Here is a 14,680-nt window from a genome sequence, read left to right on the forward strand (position 1 = left end):
GTGACCAGGGTGCCACGCCGCGCCTCACATCGTCGCGGTGACCTTCTTCAACCCGCGTGGCGCGTCCGGGTCCTCACCCCGGGTGAGGGCCAGGGCCAGCGCCAACCGCTGCAACGGCAGGATGTCCAGCAGTGGGGCGTACCGCTCGTCGACCTCGGGAACTGCCAGCCGGGTGGCCCCCGGCACCTCGGCGGAGCCGACCACCACCACGTCGGCGCGGCGTTCGCCGAGGCGGGGCAGCACCTCACCCATCGACCGTCCACCCGGGCCGGAGCCGACCACGGCGAGCACCGGGACCTCCGGGTCGGTCATCGCGAGCGGACCGTGCAGCAGGTCGGCGCCGGAGAAGGCGAGCGCCGGCAGGTACGACGTCTCCATCAGCTTCAGCGCGGCCTCCCGGGCGGTCGGGTACGCGTACCCCCGCCCGGTGGTGACCAGTTGCCGGGCGAACCGGTAGCGCGGCGCGAGTCGGGCCGGAGTGTCGTCGGCGAGGGTGCGCGCGGCCAGTTCGGGCAGCGCGTCGAGGGCCTCCCGTTCGGCCGCCGGGAGCACACCGTCGCCGGCCCGGATCCCCTCCACGAGCATCAGCAGGGCGAGCAGCTCGGCGGTGTACGTCTTGGTGGCGGCCACCGCCCGCTCGTGCCCGGCGGCGATGTCGACGCTCAGCTCGGCCACGTCGACCAGCGGCGAGTCGGGGGCGTTGGTCACCGCGAGGGTCAGCGCCCCGGAGGCGCGGGCGGCTCGCAGCACCTCGGCCAGGTCGGGGGAACCGCCGCTCTGGCTGACCCCGACGACCAAGGCGTCGGACAGGTCGGGTCGGGCCCCGAACAGGGTGACCGCGCTGGGCGAGGCGAGCCCGGCGGGCAGGCCGAGCCGGATCTCGGTCAGGTACGCCCCGTAGAGGGCAGCGTGGTCGGAGGTGCCCCGGGCGGTGAAGACCACGTGCCGCGGGCGGCGTTCGGCGATGACCGCCGCGACCCGGGCGATCTCGGCGGCGTTGGCGGCGGAGAGCAGCCGCGCGTAGCCGGCCGGCTGCTCGTCGATGTCGGCGGCCATGCCAGCCCCTGCGCGTGTCACGGACACTCCTCCCCTGCGCGGTTCCCGCGCGTTTCCTGCTCAGTCTTGCACCTTTCCCCATATTCGAGCAATTGAACGAGCAGGAGTGCGCAGATGATCACCGAATGATCCCAATATCAACTACGCTTGGCCCGCTGCACACGGTCGAGTCTGCGACGAGAGGACGACGTGCCCGAGGGAACGGACGATGCCGCGCTCTCCGCCACGGAGGAGCTGGCGCTGGCCCGGCTGGCACTGGACGAGGGCGACCTGCACCACGCCGCCGGTCACCTCGCCGGTGCGATGGCGCGGGCCCCCACCCTGCCCGAGGTGCACGAGACACTGGCCCGACTCGCCGCCGTGAGCGACGGTGGCCTCGACCTGTTCCCGATCAACCACCACACGTTCGTGGGAGCCGTCGTCGCCCGCGCCCACCTGCTCGCCACCGCCGGGCGCCCCGCCGAAGGGCTGGAACTGCTGGCCGCGGCGACCGCGTACGCGCCCGGCGCCCCGTGGGCCGAGGTGCCCTGGGTCACCGCACCCGAGCTGGCCGAACGACTGGACCCGGAACACATCGCCCGCGTCCTCATGCAGGTGTGCGCCGCCCTGCCTGACCCGGTGCCACGGCTCGGCCGGGCCGCCCTCACGCCGTACCTGACGCTGGCCCGCAACGCGGTCACCGTGCACCCCGAGCACAGCCTGCTGCTGGGAGCGGCGTCCGCGCTGGCCCGGCGCGTCGGCGAAGCCGCTCTGGCGGTCCGCTGGGCCACCCGAGGGGTACGCGCACAGCAGTCGAAGATGGGCGAGGTCTGGCTCGGGTACGCGTACCGCAGCGCGGGCCGGACCCGCGACGGCCTCGCGGCTCTCGGTCGGGCTGTCGAGCTGGACCCCGACGACCTGGCGATCTACGCGGACATCGCCGGCACCCTGGCCGACATCGGCCGGCTCGACGAGGCGCTGGAGTGGACCGAGCGGGCGCTGGCACGCGACCCGTCGTTCGACTGCGCGGTGCACACCGCACACCGCCTGCGGCACCTGCGCGACGGCGACCTGGCCCACCTGGTCGCGCTCGCCGACTTCGTCCGGGACCATCCCGACGACACCCACGAGCACGGCGACCTGGCCCAGTGCTGCCGGGCCCGACCCTGGCTCGGTCAGCTGACACCGGCCGACGGCCCGCTGGCCGACGCGGTGCGCCGGGCGGTGGCCGACGACGACAACGGCCTCGGCGGCGTCGTACACCTGACTGCCCCGGCCCCGCCGAGCGCCGTCCGGACGGCGACGTCGACAGCTCCCGGGCTGCGGATCGACGTCGTCGGAAGCGCGCTGGAACCGGACCCGCGCGAGCCGCGACGGGCGTCCGCCCAACAGCTGTGGCGGTACGCGGACGACGTACCCACGCCGGCCCTGCCGACGCCCTCGGCGACGGCTGTCGACCGGATCGGGCAGATCGCGCACCCGGCGTGGCCACACCCGCCCGCCGCGTACGACGCGGCCGTGAGCCTGGCCGGTCTCGACGTGGCCGATCTGCTCGGTCTGCTGGTGCACCCACCCGCGCCGCCGGCCAACGCGGTGGGTCGACTGCTCGCCGCCCACGACCCGTCGGTCTGGGTCCGGGGTGTGCAGGTGTGGGCCTGCCTGGGTCTGCTGCACCACAGCACCGACGAGCCGTGGGAGGGCTCGACCCGCCGCCGGGTGCTGCTCGACCTGATCTGGGGGGTCGAGGACTGGGTCACCGAGGCGGCGCTGTTCGCCCTGGTCACCGCAGCCTGGGTGGATCCCTCGGTGCGCGCGGACGTGGCGCGGGTGGTGGCGGAGCGGCTCGCCGACGCCGCCGCCGTGGCGCGGACCCGGCCGGTCCCGATCGCCGGTTCGCTGGCCCATCTGGCGCTCGCCGCTCCGGAGTTGGATCCGGCCACCGCGGCGCTCGCCACCGACCTGCTCGGCACGCGTTCCGCCCGGGTCCCCCGCCCCCGCAATCCGCTACGCCGCCTCTGGCAACGCCTGCGTCGCCGGTAACGGTGCTTCGGCGGACGACACACGCCGCGCCGCCCCGGACGGGACGACGCGGCGTGCGACGCGGATGTCGGATCAGGCGACGGGAGCCTTGCCGAGAGCGACCTCGGCCTCCTCCTCCGGGGTGGCCTGCGGCGGCGCCTCGTTGGCGGTCCGCAGCGGGATCTCCTTGATGAACCAGGCGAGCACCGGGATCACGATGGTGAACAGCACCGCCCACAGGAACACGTGCGAGATCGCGTCGGAGAGACCGCCGAGCACCAACTCGCGCGCCTGGGCGGGCAGTTCCTTGAGCTTCGCCAGGTCCATGCCGGCCCCGGCCTCGCCGCCACCGAAGGCGCGGCCGCCCTCGGAGTTGGCCAGCCGGTTGGCGAAGATCGCACCGAACAGCGAGATGCCGAACGAGCCGCCGATCGACCGGAAGAAGGTCGCCGCGCCGCTGGCCGCGCCGAGGTCCTTCTGCTCCACGCTGTTCTGCGCGATCAGCATCGACGTCTGCATGAGGAAACCCATGCCGACGCCGAGCACGACCATGTAGAGCGAGGACGTCAGCTTGCTCGTGTCGGTGTCGAGCATGGACAGCAGCGCCATGCCGGCGGCCATCACCACGCCACCGATGATCGGGTACGCCCGGTACTTGCCGTTCTTGGTGATCGCCCGACCGATGACCAGCGAGACGACGAGCATGCCGAACATCAGGGGCAGCAGCAGCAGACCACTGTTGGTCGCCGACGCGCCCTGCACGGTCTGCTGGTAGAGCGGCAGGAAGTTCATCGCGCCGAACATCGCGAAGCCGAGCAGGAACCCGATCACCGAGATCAACGCGAAGTTGCGGTTGGCGAAGAGCCCCAACGGCAGGATCGGTTCCTGGACCCGGCGCTCCACCAGGCCGAACGCCACCAACGCGAGCACGGCCAGGACGGCCAGGCCGAAGATCTGCGGGGACGTCCAGTCGTACTCGTTGCCACCCCAGGTGGTGATGAGCACGATCGCGGTGATGCCGACCGAGAGCAGACCCGCGCCGAGCCAGTCGATCCGGTGCTCGGTGCGGTACTTCGGCAGGTGCATGGTGGTGATCAGCACGAGCAACGCGACGCCGCCGAGCGGCAGGTTCACGTAGAACGCCCAGCGCCAGGAGAGGTGGTCGGTGATGAAGCCGCCGACCAGTGGGCCGGCGACCATGGCGATCGCCATGATGCCGGCGATCATGCCCTGGTAGCGCCCACGCTCGCGGGGCGGGACCAGGTCACCGATGATCGCCATCACGCCGACCATGAGGCCGCCGGCACCGAGACCCTGCACGGCGCGGAAGGCGATCAGCTGCACCATGCCGTCCTGCGGACCGCCGAACATCCCGGAACCGGCCATACCGCAGAGGGCGGAGCCGACGAGGAAGATGACGACCGAGGTCAGGAAGACCGACTTGCGGCCGTAGAGGTCACCGAGCTTGCCCCAGATGGGGGTGGAGACGGTGGTGCCCAGGACGTACGCGGTGACCACCCAGGTGAAGTGGTTGAGCCCGCCGAACTCACCGACGATCCGCGGTAACGCGGTGCTGACGATCATATTGTCGAGCATCGCGAGCATCATCGCGATCATCAGCCCGAACAGCACGACCCTGATGTTGACGGGTCGTGCGCCGGCCTGGGTTGCCTGTGTCATGGGTAAGCTCCCCCCGAGGATTGCCATACTTACTTGCCGCCCGGCTAGTCACCTTACTAGCCGCACGGTAAGTTGGGCACCAACTAGCGGTCAAGCAAATTGGGGGGCGTGGGTGAGGGAGAGCACAGGCGGCACGCGGGAGCGGATCAAGGCCGTCGCGCTCGAGCTCTTCACCGAGCAGGGGTACGAGAAGACCTCGCTTCGGGAGATCGCCGAGCGCCTCAACGTCACCAAGGCCGCGCTCTACTACCACTTCAAGAGCAAGGACGACATCGTCGCCAGCTTCGTCGAGGACCGGCTGGTGCAGATCGACACGCTGACCGCCTGGGCCGAGTCGCAGCCCGCGACCCTGGACACCCGGCGCGAGCTCGTCTCCCGCTACGCCGACACGATGTTCAGCGGTGAGATGCCGTCGGTGATGCGGTTCTTCGAGCAGAACCAGACCGTGTTGAAGAGTCTCGCCGCCGGCCAGCAGATGCGCGGCCGGATGATGACGCTCGCCGACGCGCTGTGCCGTGGCGACGACTCCCCCGCCGCCCAACTGCGCGCCACCCTGTCCCTGTTCGCGGTGCACGGCAGCTGGTTCGCGCTCCGCGCCCCGCACATCAGCGACGACGAACGCCGCAAGCTCGCCCTGGAGGTCGCCGACGAGTTGCTGGCCGCCATCGGCACCGATCACGCCCCGCCCCCGCCCCCGCCCCCGCCCGTGCCGCCCGCCCCGCCCGCGCCGGCTGAGTAGCCGCGACACCACACCGGGGCGCGACCGGCCCCGCCAGCTGACCAGATCCGCACAACATCAGGGTTGATGCTGCCTCCGACGCTCGGGAGACACCAACAACCCTGATGTTGCGCGGATCTTGCGACGGCCGCGGCGCGGGTGGGCGCGGCGCGGGTGGGCGCGGGCGGACGCGGGGCGGTCAGCCGCGCGTGAGATCCAGCCGCAGACCGAGCAGATCCACCCCCGGCGCCGGCGACCAGTCCTTCTCCGGCGCACGGGCGAACCCGAGCCGCGAATAGAGCCGGTGGGCCGAGAGAGCCATCCCGGCCCGCACACAGATCACCACCGCCACGCAGCCCAACTCGGTCGCGCGCGCGACGCACGCCTGCGCCAGCGCGGCACCCACGCCCCGCCCCTGGGCGCCCGGGTCGACAGCGAGCATCCGGAACTCCGCCTCACCCGGCCCGGACAGCTCCGCGAAGCGGGTGCCCGGCAGCACGAAGGTCACCGAGCCGAGCACCGCGTCGGTCGCCTCGTCCACGGCCACCAGCACCTCGCCACTGGCAGCCCGGGTCGACACGTCGGCCAGCACCGCGCCGTACCCGTGCTCGCCCTTGAGCTGACCGTCCGCCTCGTACGCGGCCACCGTCAGCCGGGCCACCGCCGGGAAGTCGGCCTGCTCGGCAGGACGGACCCGCAGCCCGGTCAAGCAATCACCGCGATCAGGTCGCCGTCCTGCACGACGTCGCCCTCGTGCACGGCGAGCTGCTGGATCACACCCTCGGACTCGGCGATGACCGGGATCTCCATCTTCATCGACTCGAGGATCACCAGGGTGTCGCCCTCGGCCACCGTGTCACCAGCCGTGGCGACGACCTTCCAGACGTTCGCCACCATCTCGGCGCGGATCTCCTCGGCCATGTCCGGGCCCTCCCTCTTCGCGATGTGTCTGCCGTCGTATCCAATCATGCGCCGGACGGCGGCGAGCGCACAGCGGCACAGCCGGATCGCACATCCGCCCTGGGGAAGGTGGCGGGTGTCGACAGCACTACCATCAGCGGGTCGGACCCGACGCCGGACGGCCGGTGGGTGCACCCGCGCCGAGGTCGTGCGCAGGACGGATCCGACCCATCACGAGGAGGTCAGCATGGCGAAGAAGTCCCGGAAGAAGAAGGCCCGTAAGAAGAGCGCCGCGAACCACGGCAAGCGTCCCAACTCCTGACCGAGTCGACGGGCCGGCGGCCCGTCACCGATCAGCCCCACCCGGCGGACGCCGGGCACACCGGTGGCCCGGGTCCACGTCGACCCGGGCCACCGGTGTTGGTCAGTCAGATGTGCTGACGCTCAGTCGGCCAGCTCGCGGGAATCACTGGTCTCGAAGACCACCAACTCGGTGAGCTTGACCCGAAGCCGCTCGCGCAGCTCGTCCGGCGCGGTCTCGTTGCCGCAGCAACGCGCCACCAGCGCCCGCACCTCCTGCTCCAGCCCGTACTCGCGCAGGCAGGGCCCGCACTCGTCGAGGTGGTGCCGGATCAGCGAACGCCGCTCGTCGGCGCACTCCAGATCCAGGTAGAGGTAGACCTCCGCGAGCACCTCGCGGCAGTCTGTCTCGTGCGGCTCCCCACAGCTCACGTCACACCTCCTGGCCGGCAGCGGCGGTGCTGGAGCCCTTGGACGAGCGGGCGGCACTGAAGCCCCGCTCCCCGGCGTAGCGCTCAAGCAGCTTGCGCAGATTACGACGGCCCCGGTGCAGACGCGACATCACGGTGCCGATCGGCGTGCCCATGATGTCCGCGACCTCCTTGTACGAGAAGCCCTCGACATCGGTCAGGTAGACGGCCAGGCGGAACTCCTCCGGCAACTGCTGGAGGGCCTCCTTCACGTCGCTGTCCGGAAGCCGGTCCAGTGCCTCGGTCTCCGCCGAGCGCAACCCGCTGGAGGTGTGCGACTCGGCCTCGGCGAGCTGCCAGTCGGTGATCTCCTCGGTCGGCGCCTGGATCGGTTGACGCTGCCGCTTGCGGTAGGAGTTGATGTAGGTGTTGGTCAGGATCCGGTAGAGCCAGGCCTTCAGGTTCGTGCCCTGCTCGAACTGGTGGAAGGCCGCGTACGCCTTCAGGTACGTCTCCTGGACCAGGTCCTCGGCATCCGCCGGGTTGCGTGTCATCCGCAGCCCAGCAGCGTAGAGCTGATCGACGAATGGCATCGCGTCCCGCTCGAATCGGGCCCTGCGCTCGTCCGTCTTCTCGGTGGTCAACCGCACATCCCCTCGCGTCGGATGCTTTCCCGCCGAGGATACGCGTACGGACCTGCCCGCAGATTCACTTCCGGCTGGTGTGCCCGTGCTCACCACACCAACCCCGCCCGGTCCCGCCGTCGCAGGCCACTCCGGAGCATCCAGCAGCCGCTTCAGCTGCCGGGCGTCCCGCTCATCCCGTTTCAGGCTCCGTGTCTCGGTCGGCACCGGTCACCCCCCTCGCAGAAAAGTCGTCCGGGGTTTGTAACGCGAGATGACCACTGGGGCATTCCGTCCGGGCCTCCCCGTTCCTGGTCCCGGCCCCGACGGCGGCCGGCGCTGGGACCAGGAAGGGCCTGGGAGGACTGGCGCCTCCGGCTCGAACCGACCCGGTGGCACCATCCGATGCAACGACCCTTGCCCGGCACCGGAAACGGTCGCCGGGCACAGCCGCGCAGCCCGGCACGCCCGTCGCCGGGCACAACCGCACAGCCCGGCACGCCCGTCGCCGGGCTGAGCCGATCAGTCGGCCGCCCAGCCCTGGGCTCGCAGCCAGTCCCGCACGACTGTCGCCGTGCCCACCGGATCGCGCCGCAGGTCGTGCGTCTCCCCCGGACGGCTCACCACCCGCACGCCCGGCGCCGGCTCCGGCGTACCGAACGGGTCCCGGTCGCCGTTGACGACCAGCGTCGGCAGGCCGGTGGCCAGTTCGGTGGCGCGGGAACGCTCCGGCCGTCCGGGCGGGTGCAGCGGAAAGGCCAACGCGACCACGCCGGCCGCGCCCACCGCACGCGCCGTCCGACAGGCCACCCGGGCACCGCTGGAACGGCCTCCGACCAGCACCGTCGGTGCGTCGGCGTGCCGGCCGCGCAGCACGGCGAGCACCGCCGTCCAGGCCTCGTCGAGATGACCCGCAGGTGCGGGCGCACGTCGACCGGCGACCCGGTAGGGCTGGGTCACCCGGACGACCACCAGACCGGCCGCGACCGACGCGTCCCGGACCGCGAGCAGGTCGGGTGCGTCGACGCTGCCGCCCGCCCCGTGACCGAGCACGAGCAGCGCGGTCGCCGGGCGGGTCGGCAGGTCGGTGATGATCCCCGCCGGACCGCGCGGGGTGTCTATCTGGTCGCTGGTTGGCACCGGCCCATTCTGCGCCGCGTGCTGGACGTCCGGTGGTGGACCGGGCCGCGGGTCAGCTGAGCGGCACCAGAGTGAGTAGCCGGTCCCGCACCGGCGGACCGGCGTCGTCGACGGCATCCGGGTCAGGTTCGACCTCGCCCCGCCAGGCCACCAGCATCGCCCGCCGCTCGCGGGGCGTGGTCGCCCCCCAGACGCCATGGCAGTCACCGACGTCCAGGGCCCAGGCCAGGCAGGAGCCCTGCACATCACAACTGCGGCACAGCGCGACGGCAGCATCCGCCGGCTCGTTCGGTGCCGGAAAGAATGTCTCCGGATCGACGCTCTGACAGGTGCCTCTGGTGCGCCACGCGTCGTCTTGTCGTCGTTCCCGCAATGCCCGCAGCAGTCGCGGATCTCGCCGCGCCGCTGCCACCTCGTGCGGCCGGGGCATACGCGCCCGTGTCATCCACCCACCTCCCCCGTGGGACCGGCAAGATCGGTGGACGTCGTCCGCCCCGTGCGAATCGACAGCCACTACCGGCGCTGTGTTCTATCGCACTTCGCAACACCGGGACAAGGGTCTGCCGGGAACATGACTGAACAGTCGGGAGACGAATCGCGCGTAATGCTGTCAAATCGGTGCCCGACGATGTGCTGTCACCTCAGAACAGCGTCAACTCCTGCGGCGCCACCGCCGGCGCGACCATCACCCGGTCGATCAGGTGCGGGCCGTCGTTACGGACGTCGCCCACCGTCGGCCCCACCGGTCGAATCTCCAAACCCGCCAACTGCTCGGCCGACGCCGGGACGAGCAACCGATCCGGGTCGTCGGTCGGCGTCAGCCACGACGACCAGGAACCGGATGGCAGCAGCACCGGCATCCGGTCGTGCACCTCGGCCAGGTCGCCGAGCGCCGCGGTGGTCAGCACACTGAAGGTGAGCCGGGAATCGCCACCGGACTCCCAGAGCGACCAGATGCCGGCCAGGGCGAGCACCGACCCGTCGGTGGGCGTCATGTAGTACGGCTGCCGTCCGCCGTCCGGGCGACGGACCCACTCGTACCAGCCGTCGGCCGGGACGAGGCAGCGGCGGCGGGCGAACGACCCGGCGTACGCCCGGCTGGTGGCCACCGTCTCCGCCCGCGCGTTGATCATGCGAGCGGCCCCGGCGGCGGACCGGGACCAGTGCGGCAGCAGGCCCCAGCGGCCCACGCAGAGACTGCGATGCCCCTCCGGGCTGACCCGCACCAGCGGCACCCGGTCGGTCGGCGCGACGTTGTAATCCGGTCGGAGCACGCCGTCGGTGTCGTCGGACGACTCGAACAGCGCGCTGAGCTCGCCGGAGCTCCGGGTCGTCGCGTACCTGCCGCACATGGGCACACGCTAACGCGTCGGAGGCCCTGTCGGCTGTCCCGCCAACCGGGAGTACGACCGCCGGCCCCCGTCGCCCAGCAGCCGGCACGGCAGAATGTAACCGTGGGGAATCTAACCGCGACCCGGCCGTCGCAGCCGTGGACCGCACCGACCGCGTCCGACCCGGTGACGGCGACGCTGCGCCTACCCGGTTCCAAGTCGATGACCGCGCGCGCCCTGGTGCTCAGCGCGCTGGCCGCCGGCCCGTCGACGCTGGCCCGGCCACTACGCGCCCGCGACACCGAGTTGATGGCCGCCGGCCTGCGCGGCATGGGCGCGCACGTGTCGATCAGCGACGACGAGCGCTGGCTGGTCCGGCCGCACCCGCTGGTCGGCCCCGCCCACGTCGACGTGGGGCTGGCCGGCACCGTGATGCGGTTCGTGCCGCCGGTCGCGGGCCTGGCCGACGGGCAGGTCACCTTCGACGGTGACCCCTACGTCCGCACCCGTCCCCTCGGCCCGCTGATCGCCGCGCTGCGCTCGCTCGGCGTCCGGATCGACGTCACCGGCACCGGCAGTCTGCCGCTGACCGTGCTCGGCACCGGCCGGATCACCGGCGGCGAGGTGGTGATCGACGCGTCCGCCTCCAGCCAGCTGGTCTCCGGGCTGCTGTTGGCCGCCCCGCGCTTCGACAGGGGTGTCGTGGTGCGCCACGAGGGCCCGCCGGTGCCGTCCGCGCCGCACCTGCGAATGACCGTGCAGATGCTGCGGGCCGCCGGCGCGGCGGTCGACGACAGCACCCCCGACGTCTGGGCCGTCGAGCCCGGTCCGCTCACCGGGCGCGCCTGGGAGATCGAGCCGGACCTCTCCGGCGCGGTGCCGTTCTTCGCCGCCGCCCTGGTCACCGGCGGTGAGGTGACCCTCCAGGGCTGGCCGCACAGCAGCGCACAACCGGTCGAGCAGCTCCGCTCGCTGCTGCAACGGATGGGCGGCGAGGTCACCCTCTCCACCGACGGGCTGACCGTGCGGGGCACCGGCGTGGTGCACGGCCTGACCGCCGACCTGTCCGACGTCGGCGAGCTGACCCTGGTGCTGACGGCGCTGGCCATGCTGGCCGACTCACCGTCGGTCTTCACCGGCGTCGGGCACATCCGCGGCCACGAGACCGACCGGCTCGCCGCGCTGGCGCGAGAGTTCAGCGGGCTCGGGGCGGACATCACCGAGACCCCGGACGGGTTGGAGGTGCGGCCCCGCCCCCTGCGCGGTGGGACCTTCCGCACCTACCAGGACCACCGCATGGCGCACGCCGCCGCGGTCACCGGGCTCGCCGTTCCCGGCATCGAGCTGGACGACGTGGGGTGTACCTCCAAGACGATGCCCGAGTTCCCGGCACTATGGTCAGCGATGGTGACCGGAAAGAGCTGACGCGAGAAGAGGACAGGTCCTGGCGACCAAACGGCGGGAGTACGACGAGGACGACGTACGGGTTCGGCCCGGAAAGTCGTCGCGTCCACGTACGCGCACCCGACCTCGGCATTCCGACGCCGTGGACGGCTTCGTCATCGCCGTCGACCGGGGGCGCTACACCTGCGTGCTGTCCGGCGCCGAACGCGGCGTGGTCGGGGCCGAGCTGCCCACGGTGACCGCGATGCGCGCCCGTGAGCTGGGCCGCAAGTCGGTGGTGGTGGGCGACCGGGTCAGCCTGGTCGGGGACACGTCCGGTGCGGAGGGCGCCCTGGCGCGCATCGTCCGGATCGCCGACCGCCGCTCGGTGCTGCGCCGCACCGCCGACGACGACGAGACCACCGCCGAGGGCCGGTTGGAACGGGTGGTGGTGGCCAACGCCGACCAGTTGGTGATCGTCAGCGCGTTGGCCGACCCACCGCCGCGTACCGGATTCATCGACCGTTGCCTGGTGGCCGCGTACGACGCGGACGTCGAGCCGCTGCTCTGCCTCACCAAGGCGGACCTGGCCGGTCCGGAGGAGGTGCTCGGCTACTACACCGAGCTGGAGCTGCCGTACGTGCTGAACCGCCCGGACTCCGACCTCGACGCGCTCCGTGCGCTGCTGAGCGGCAAGGTGTCGGTGCTGGTCGGGCACTCCGGCGTGGGCAAGTCGACGCTGGTCAACCGCCTCGTCCCGGACGCCGCCCGCGCGGTCGGCGTGGTGAGTGCGATCGGCCGAGGTCGGCACACCTCCACCAGCGCGGTGGCGCTGCGACTGCCACCGGTGCCCGGGGTGGACACCGACCCGGGTTGGATCATCGACACCCCCGGCATCCGCAGCTTCGGGTTGGCCCACGTGTCCGCCGACAGCCTGCTGCACGGCTTCCCCGACCTGGTCGAGGGCACCGTCGACTGCCCGCCCAACTGCCAGCACACGGCGGACGAGACCGACTGCGCACTCGACGCCTGGGTGGCCTCCGGCAAGGCCGACCCGCGCCGGCTGGCGTCGTACCGTCGACTGCTGGCCTCCCGCGCCGGCGAGGGCGACGCGCGCGGTGAGAGCGACCAGCGCGGGCCGGGCGAGGGTGACCGGCGCGGGCCCGACGAGTGAGCCGACGGGCGTCGGCTAGGTTGCCGGGATGACCGGGTACGCCGACGACCTCGCCCTCGCCCACCAGCTCGCCGACCGGGCCGACGCCATCTCCACGGCCCGGTTCCGGGCACTCGACCTGCGCGTGGAGGCGAAGCCCGACCTGACACCGGTCTCCGACGCGGACACCGCTGTGGAGCGGGAGATCCGGGCCCTGCTGACCGAGCACCGGCCGACGGACGGGTTGCTGGGTGAGGAGTACGGCGCCGGGCCGTCCACCGACCCGGCCGGCCGCCGATGGATCATCGACCCGATCGACGGCACCAAGAACTTCGTTCGCGGTGTGCCGGTCTGGGCCACCCTGATCGCGCTCTACGACGGCGACCGACCGGCGGTCGGCGTGGTGTCCGCGCCGGCGCTGGGTCGGCGCTGGTGGGCGAGCGCCGGCGCGGGCGCGTACGCCGGATCGGGCGCGGCCGACGGCGAGCGGATCGGGGTGTCGGCGGTACGTGCGGTGGCCGACGCCAGCGTCTGCTACTCCTCCCTGACCGGGTGGGAACGCGCCGGGCTGCTCGACGCGATGCTCGATTTGATGCGCGACGGTTGGCGCAGCCGGGCGTACGGCGACTTCTACGGCTACATGCTGCTGGCCGAGGGAGCACTGGACGTGATGGTCGAGCCGGAGTTGTCGCTGTGGGACGTGGCGGCATTGGTGCCGATCATCACCGAGGCGGGTGGCACGGTGACGGATCTGGATGGTCGACCGACCCCGGCCGGCGACCCCGGCACCGACAGCAGTGTGGTGGCCACCAACGGTGTGCTGCACGCCGACATCCTCGCCCGGCTCGATCGGCCAGCCGAGCGCTGACACCCGGCAACCTCTATCCTCGCCAGGTGGTCTCCTCCGGTTGGTGCTTCCTCGCGACGATGATCGTCGCGTACGGCTTCGCCAACCTCCTCCAGTCGGTGGCCGCAGCCCGCACCACCGTCCACCACACGTTCGATCCGGGCCTGCTGCTGCGCCTCGCCGGGCACCGGACCTACCTGGTCGGCCTGGGCTGCCAGATCGCCGGCTTCGTGTTCGCCTTCCTGGCCCGGCGGGATCTCCCGCTGTTCCTGGTGCAGGCCAGCGTGGCGGCCGGGCTCGGGGTGACCGCGATCCTCGGCGTGCTGGTGCTGAAGTGGCGACTGCCGGCCGCGGAGGTGGTGCTGCTCGCGCTGCTCTTCGCCGGGATCACCGCGTTGGTGCTGTCCGCCCGTCCGGCGCCGTCGCGGCAGCTCGGCACGGCCGGCTCGATCGCCCTGCTGGTGGCTCTCGGCGTCATCGGGGTGCTCGGTGTCTTCGCCGTCCGACTGCACGGGGCACCGGGGTCGGTGGCCCTCGGCTCGCTGGCCGGTTTGGCGTTCAGCTCGGCCGCCGTCGCCGCCCGGCCGCTGGCGTCCGCGCCGTCGGCCGAGGCGTTCCTCACCGACCCGCTGTTCTACCTGCTGATCGTCCACTCGATCGTCGGTCAACTGCTGCTCGGCCTGGCCATGCAGCGCGGCTCGACCACCGCGGCGGTCGCCGCGATGGACGCCGCCGGCGCGGTGCCGGCCGCGATCGTCGGCCTGCTGCTGCTCAACGACAAGATCTGGCCGGGCCGGGAGTGGCTGGCGGCGGCCGGCTTCCTGGTCACCCTGACCGCGGTGATCGGACTGACCCGGTACGCGGAGCCGCAGCAGCACCGCTCGGTGGCACGCGGGCGGGACCGGGCCATGGCCGTCGCCACCCGCTCCGGCTGACCCGCCCGCTCCGGCTGACCCGCCCGCGCCCCGCGCCCCGCGCCCCGCGCCCCGCGCCCCGCGCCCCGCGCCCCGCGCCCCGCGCCCCGCGCCCCGCGCCCAAGATCCTCACAACATCGGGGATGTTGCTGCCTCCGACACGCGGGAAACAGCAACATCCCCGATGTTGCGCAGATCTTGACGACGAACGACGACGAACGCGCGGG

Annotated in this window: 16 protein-coding genes; 6 read left to right on the forward strand and 10 right to left on the reverse strand. The window is 72.3% G+C overall.

Annotation, left to right across the window (positions count from 1 at the left end; genetic code table 11):
• Nucleotides 1-24: 24 nt before the first annotated feature.
• A complete protein-coding gene (locus O7631_RS00190) occupies nt 25-1,056 on the reverse strand; it encodes an SIS domain-containing protein (protein ID WP_278147801.1) in 1,032 nt (343 codons plus the stop codon).
• 189 nt (nt 1,057-1,245) lie between these two features.
• Here O7631_RS00190 and O7631_RS00195 point away from each other — a divergent pair, with 189 nt between their 5' ends.
• Entirely contained in the window at nt 1,246-3,075 is a 1,830-nt protein-coding gene (locus O7631_RS00195; protein ID WP_278142499.1) for a tetratricopeptide repeat protein, read from the forward strand.
• Between the two features lie 72 nt (nt 3,076-3,147).
• Here O7631_RS00195 and O7631_RS00200 read toward each other — a convergent pair whose 3' ends face one another.
• Nucleotides 3,148-4,734, reverse strand: a complete 1,587-nt coding sequence (locus O7631_RS00200) for an MDR family MFS transporter (RefSeq protein WP_278142500.1) — start codon at nt 4,732-4,734, stop codon at nt 3,148-3,150.
• Nucleotides 4,735-4,846: 112 nt separating this feature from the next.
• On the opposite strand from O7631_RS00200, the gene O7631_RS00205 reads away from it, so the two are divergent.
• Entirely contained in the window at nt 4,847-5,473 is a 627-nt protein-coding gene (locus O7631_RS00205; protein ID WP_278142501.1) for a TetR/AcrR family transcriptional regulator, read from the forward strand.
• 178 nt (nt 5,474-5,651) lie between these two features.
• On the opposite strand, the gene O7631_RS00210 is transcribed toward O7631_RS00205, so the two are convergent.
• The 8 genes from O7631_RS00210 to O7631_RS00245 form a co-directional block, all read right to left on the reverse strand.
• Nucleotides 5,652-6,161, reverse strand: a complete 510-nt coding sequence (locus O7631_RS00210; RefSeq protein ID WP_278142502.1) for a GNAT family N-acetyltransferase — start codon at nt 6,159-6,161, stop codon at nt 5,652-5,654.
• On the reverse strand, nt 6,158-6,373 hold the full coding sequence (locus O7631_RS00215; RefSeq protein WP_145779113.1) for a biotin/lipoyl-binding carrier protein: 216 nt from the start codon (nt 6,371-6,373) through the stop codon (nt 6,158-6,160). The genes O7631_RS00210 and O7631_RS00215 overlap by 4 nt, the downstream gene beginning before the upstream one ends.
• 210 nt (nt 6,374-6,583) lie before the next feature.
• On the reverse strand, nt 6,584-6,715 hold the full coding sequence (locus O7631_RS00220) for a hypothetical protein (protein ID WP_278142503.1): 132 nt from the start codon (nt 6,713-6,715) through the stop codon (nt 6,584-6,586).
• A gap of 81 nt (nt 6,716-6,796) precedes the next feature.
• Entirely contained in the window at nt 6,797-7,084 is a 288-nt protein-coding gene (gene rsrA / locus O7631_RS00225; RefSeq protein ID WP_030336658.1) for a mycothiol system anti-sigma-R factor, read from the reverse strand.
• Between the two features lies 1 nt (nt 7,085).
• A complete protein-coding gene (locus O7631_RS00230; RefSeq protein WP_278142504.1) occupies nt 7,086-7,913 on the reverse strand; it encodes a sigma-70 family RNA polymerase sigma factor in 828 nt (275 codons plus the stop codon).
• Nucleotides 7,914-8,207: 294 nt separating this feature from the next.
• Nucleotides 8,208-8,825 (reverse strand): alpha/beta family hydrolase, encoded by a 618-nt coding sequence (locus O7631_RS00235; RefSeq protein WP_278142505.1) that lies wholly within the window; start codon nt 8,823-8,825, stop codon nt 8,208-8,210.
• A 52-nt stretch (nt 8,826-8,877) separates the two neighbouring features.
• Nucleotides 8,878-9,270: a WhiB family transcriptional regulator gene (locus O7631_RS00240; RefSeq protein ID WP_088987786.1), complete on the reverse strand. Its 393-nt coding sequence runs from the start codon at nt 9,268-9,270 to the stop codon at nt 8,878-8,880.
• Between the two features lie 196 nt (nt 9,271-9,466).
• Nucleotides 9,467-10,177: an SOS response-associated peptidase gene (locus O7631_RS00245; RefSeq protein ID WP_278142506.1), complete on the reverse strand. Its 711-nt coding sequence runs from the start codon at nt 10,175-10,177 to the stop codon at nt 9,467-9,469.
• A 102-nt stretch (nt 10,178-10,279) separates the two neighbouring features.
• Between O7631_RS00245 and aroA the strand changes: the two genes are divergently transcribed.
• The 4 genes from aroA (at nt 10,280) to O7631_RS00265 (ending at nt 14,474) form a co-directional block, all read left to right on the forward strand.
• Nucleotides 10,280-11,581: a 3-phosphoshikimate 1-carboxyvinyltransferase gene (aroA, locus tag O7631_RS00250; protein ID WP_278142507.1), complete on the forward strand. Its 1,302-nt coding sequence runs from the start codon at nt 10,280-10,282 to the stop codon at nt 11,579-11,581.
• Nucleotides 11,582-11,702: 121 nt separating this feature from the next.
• Nucleotides 11,703-12,713 (forward strand): ribosome small subunit-dependent GTPase A, encoded by a 1,011-nt coding sequence (gene rsgA, locus O7631_RS00255; RefSeq protein ID WP_278142508.1) that lies wholly within the window; start codon nt 11,703-11,705, stop codon nt 12,711-12,713.
• 28 nt (nt 12,714-12,741) lie between these two features.
• Complete coding sequence (hisN, locus tag O7631_RS00260; protein WP_278142509.1) at nt 12,742-13,560, forward strand: histidinol-phosphatase; 819 nt, start codon at nt 12,742-12,744, stop codon at nt 13,558-13,560.
• A gap of 59 nt (nt 13,561-13,619) precedes the next feature.
• A complete protein-coding gene (locus O7631_RS00265; RefSeq protein WP_278147802.1) occupies nt 13,620-14,474 on the forward strand; it encodes a hypothetical protein in 855 nt (284 codons plus the stop codon).
• Nucleotides 14,475-14,680: the final 206 nt, after the last annotated feature.

This window comes from Micromonospora sp. WMMD967 (assembly GCF_029626165.1).
GTDB lineage: Bacteria > Actinomycetota > Actinomycetes > Mycobacteriales > Micromonosporaceae > Micromonospora > Micromonospora taraxaci.

Excerpts from the sequence above, each read along its gene's own strand:
- O7631_RS00190 (WP_278147801.1), bottom strand. The coding sequence starts at position 1,056 with ATGGCCGCCGACATCGACGAGCAGCCGGCCGGCTACGCGCGGCTGCTC.
- O7631_RS00200 (WP_278142500.1), bottom strand. The coding sequence starts at position 4,734 with ATGACACAGGCAACCCAGGCCGGCGCACGACCCGTCAACATCAGGGTC.
- O7631_RS00215 (WP_145779113.1), bottom strand. The coding sequence starts at position 6,373 with ATGGCCGAGGAGATCCGCGCCGAGATGGTGGCGAACGTCTGGAAGGTC.
- O7631_RS00240 (WP_088987786.1), bottom strand. The coding sequence starts at position 9,270 with ATGACACGGGCGCGTATGCCCCGGCCGCACGAGGTGGCAGCGGCGCGG.
- O7631_RS00245 (WP_278142506.1), bottom strand. The coding sequence starts at position 10,177 with ATGTGCGGCAGGTACGCGACGACCCGGAGCTCCGGCGAGCTCAGCGCG.
- hisN (WP_278142509.1), top strand. The coding sequence starts at position 12,742 with ATGACCGGGTACGCCGACGACCTCGCCCTCGCCCACCAGCTCGCCGAC.
- O7631_RS00265 (WP_278147802.1), top strand. The coding sequence starts at position 13,620 with ATGATCGTCGCGTACGGCTTCGCCAACCTCCTCCAGTCGGTGGCCGCA.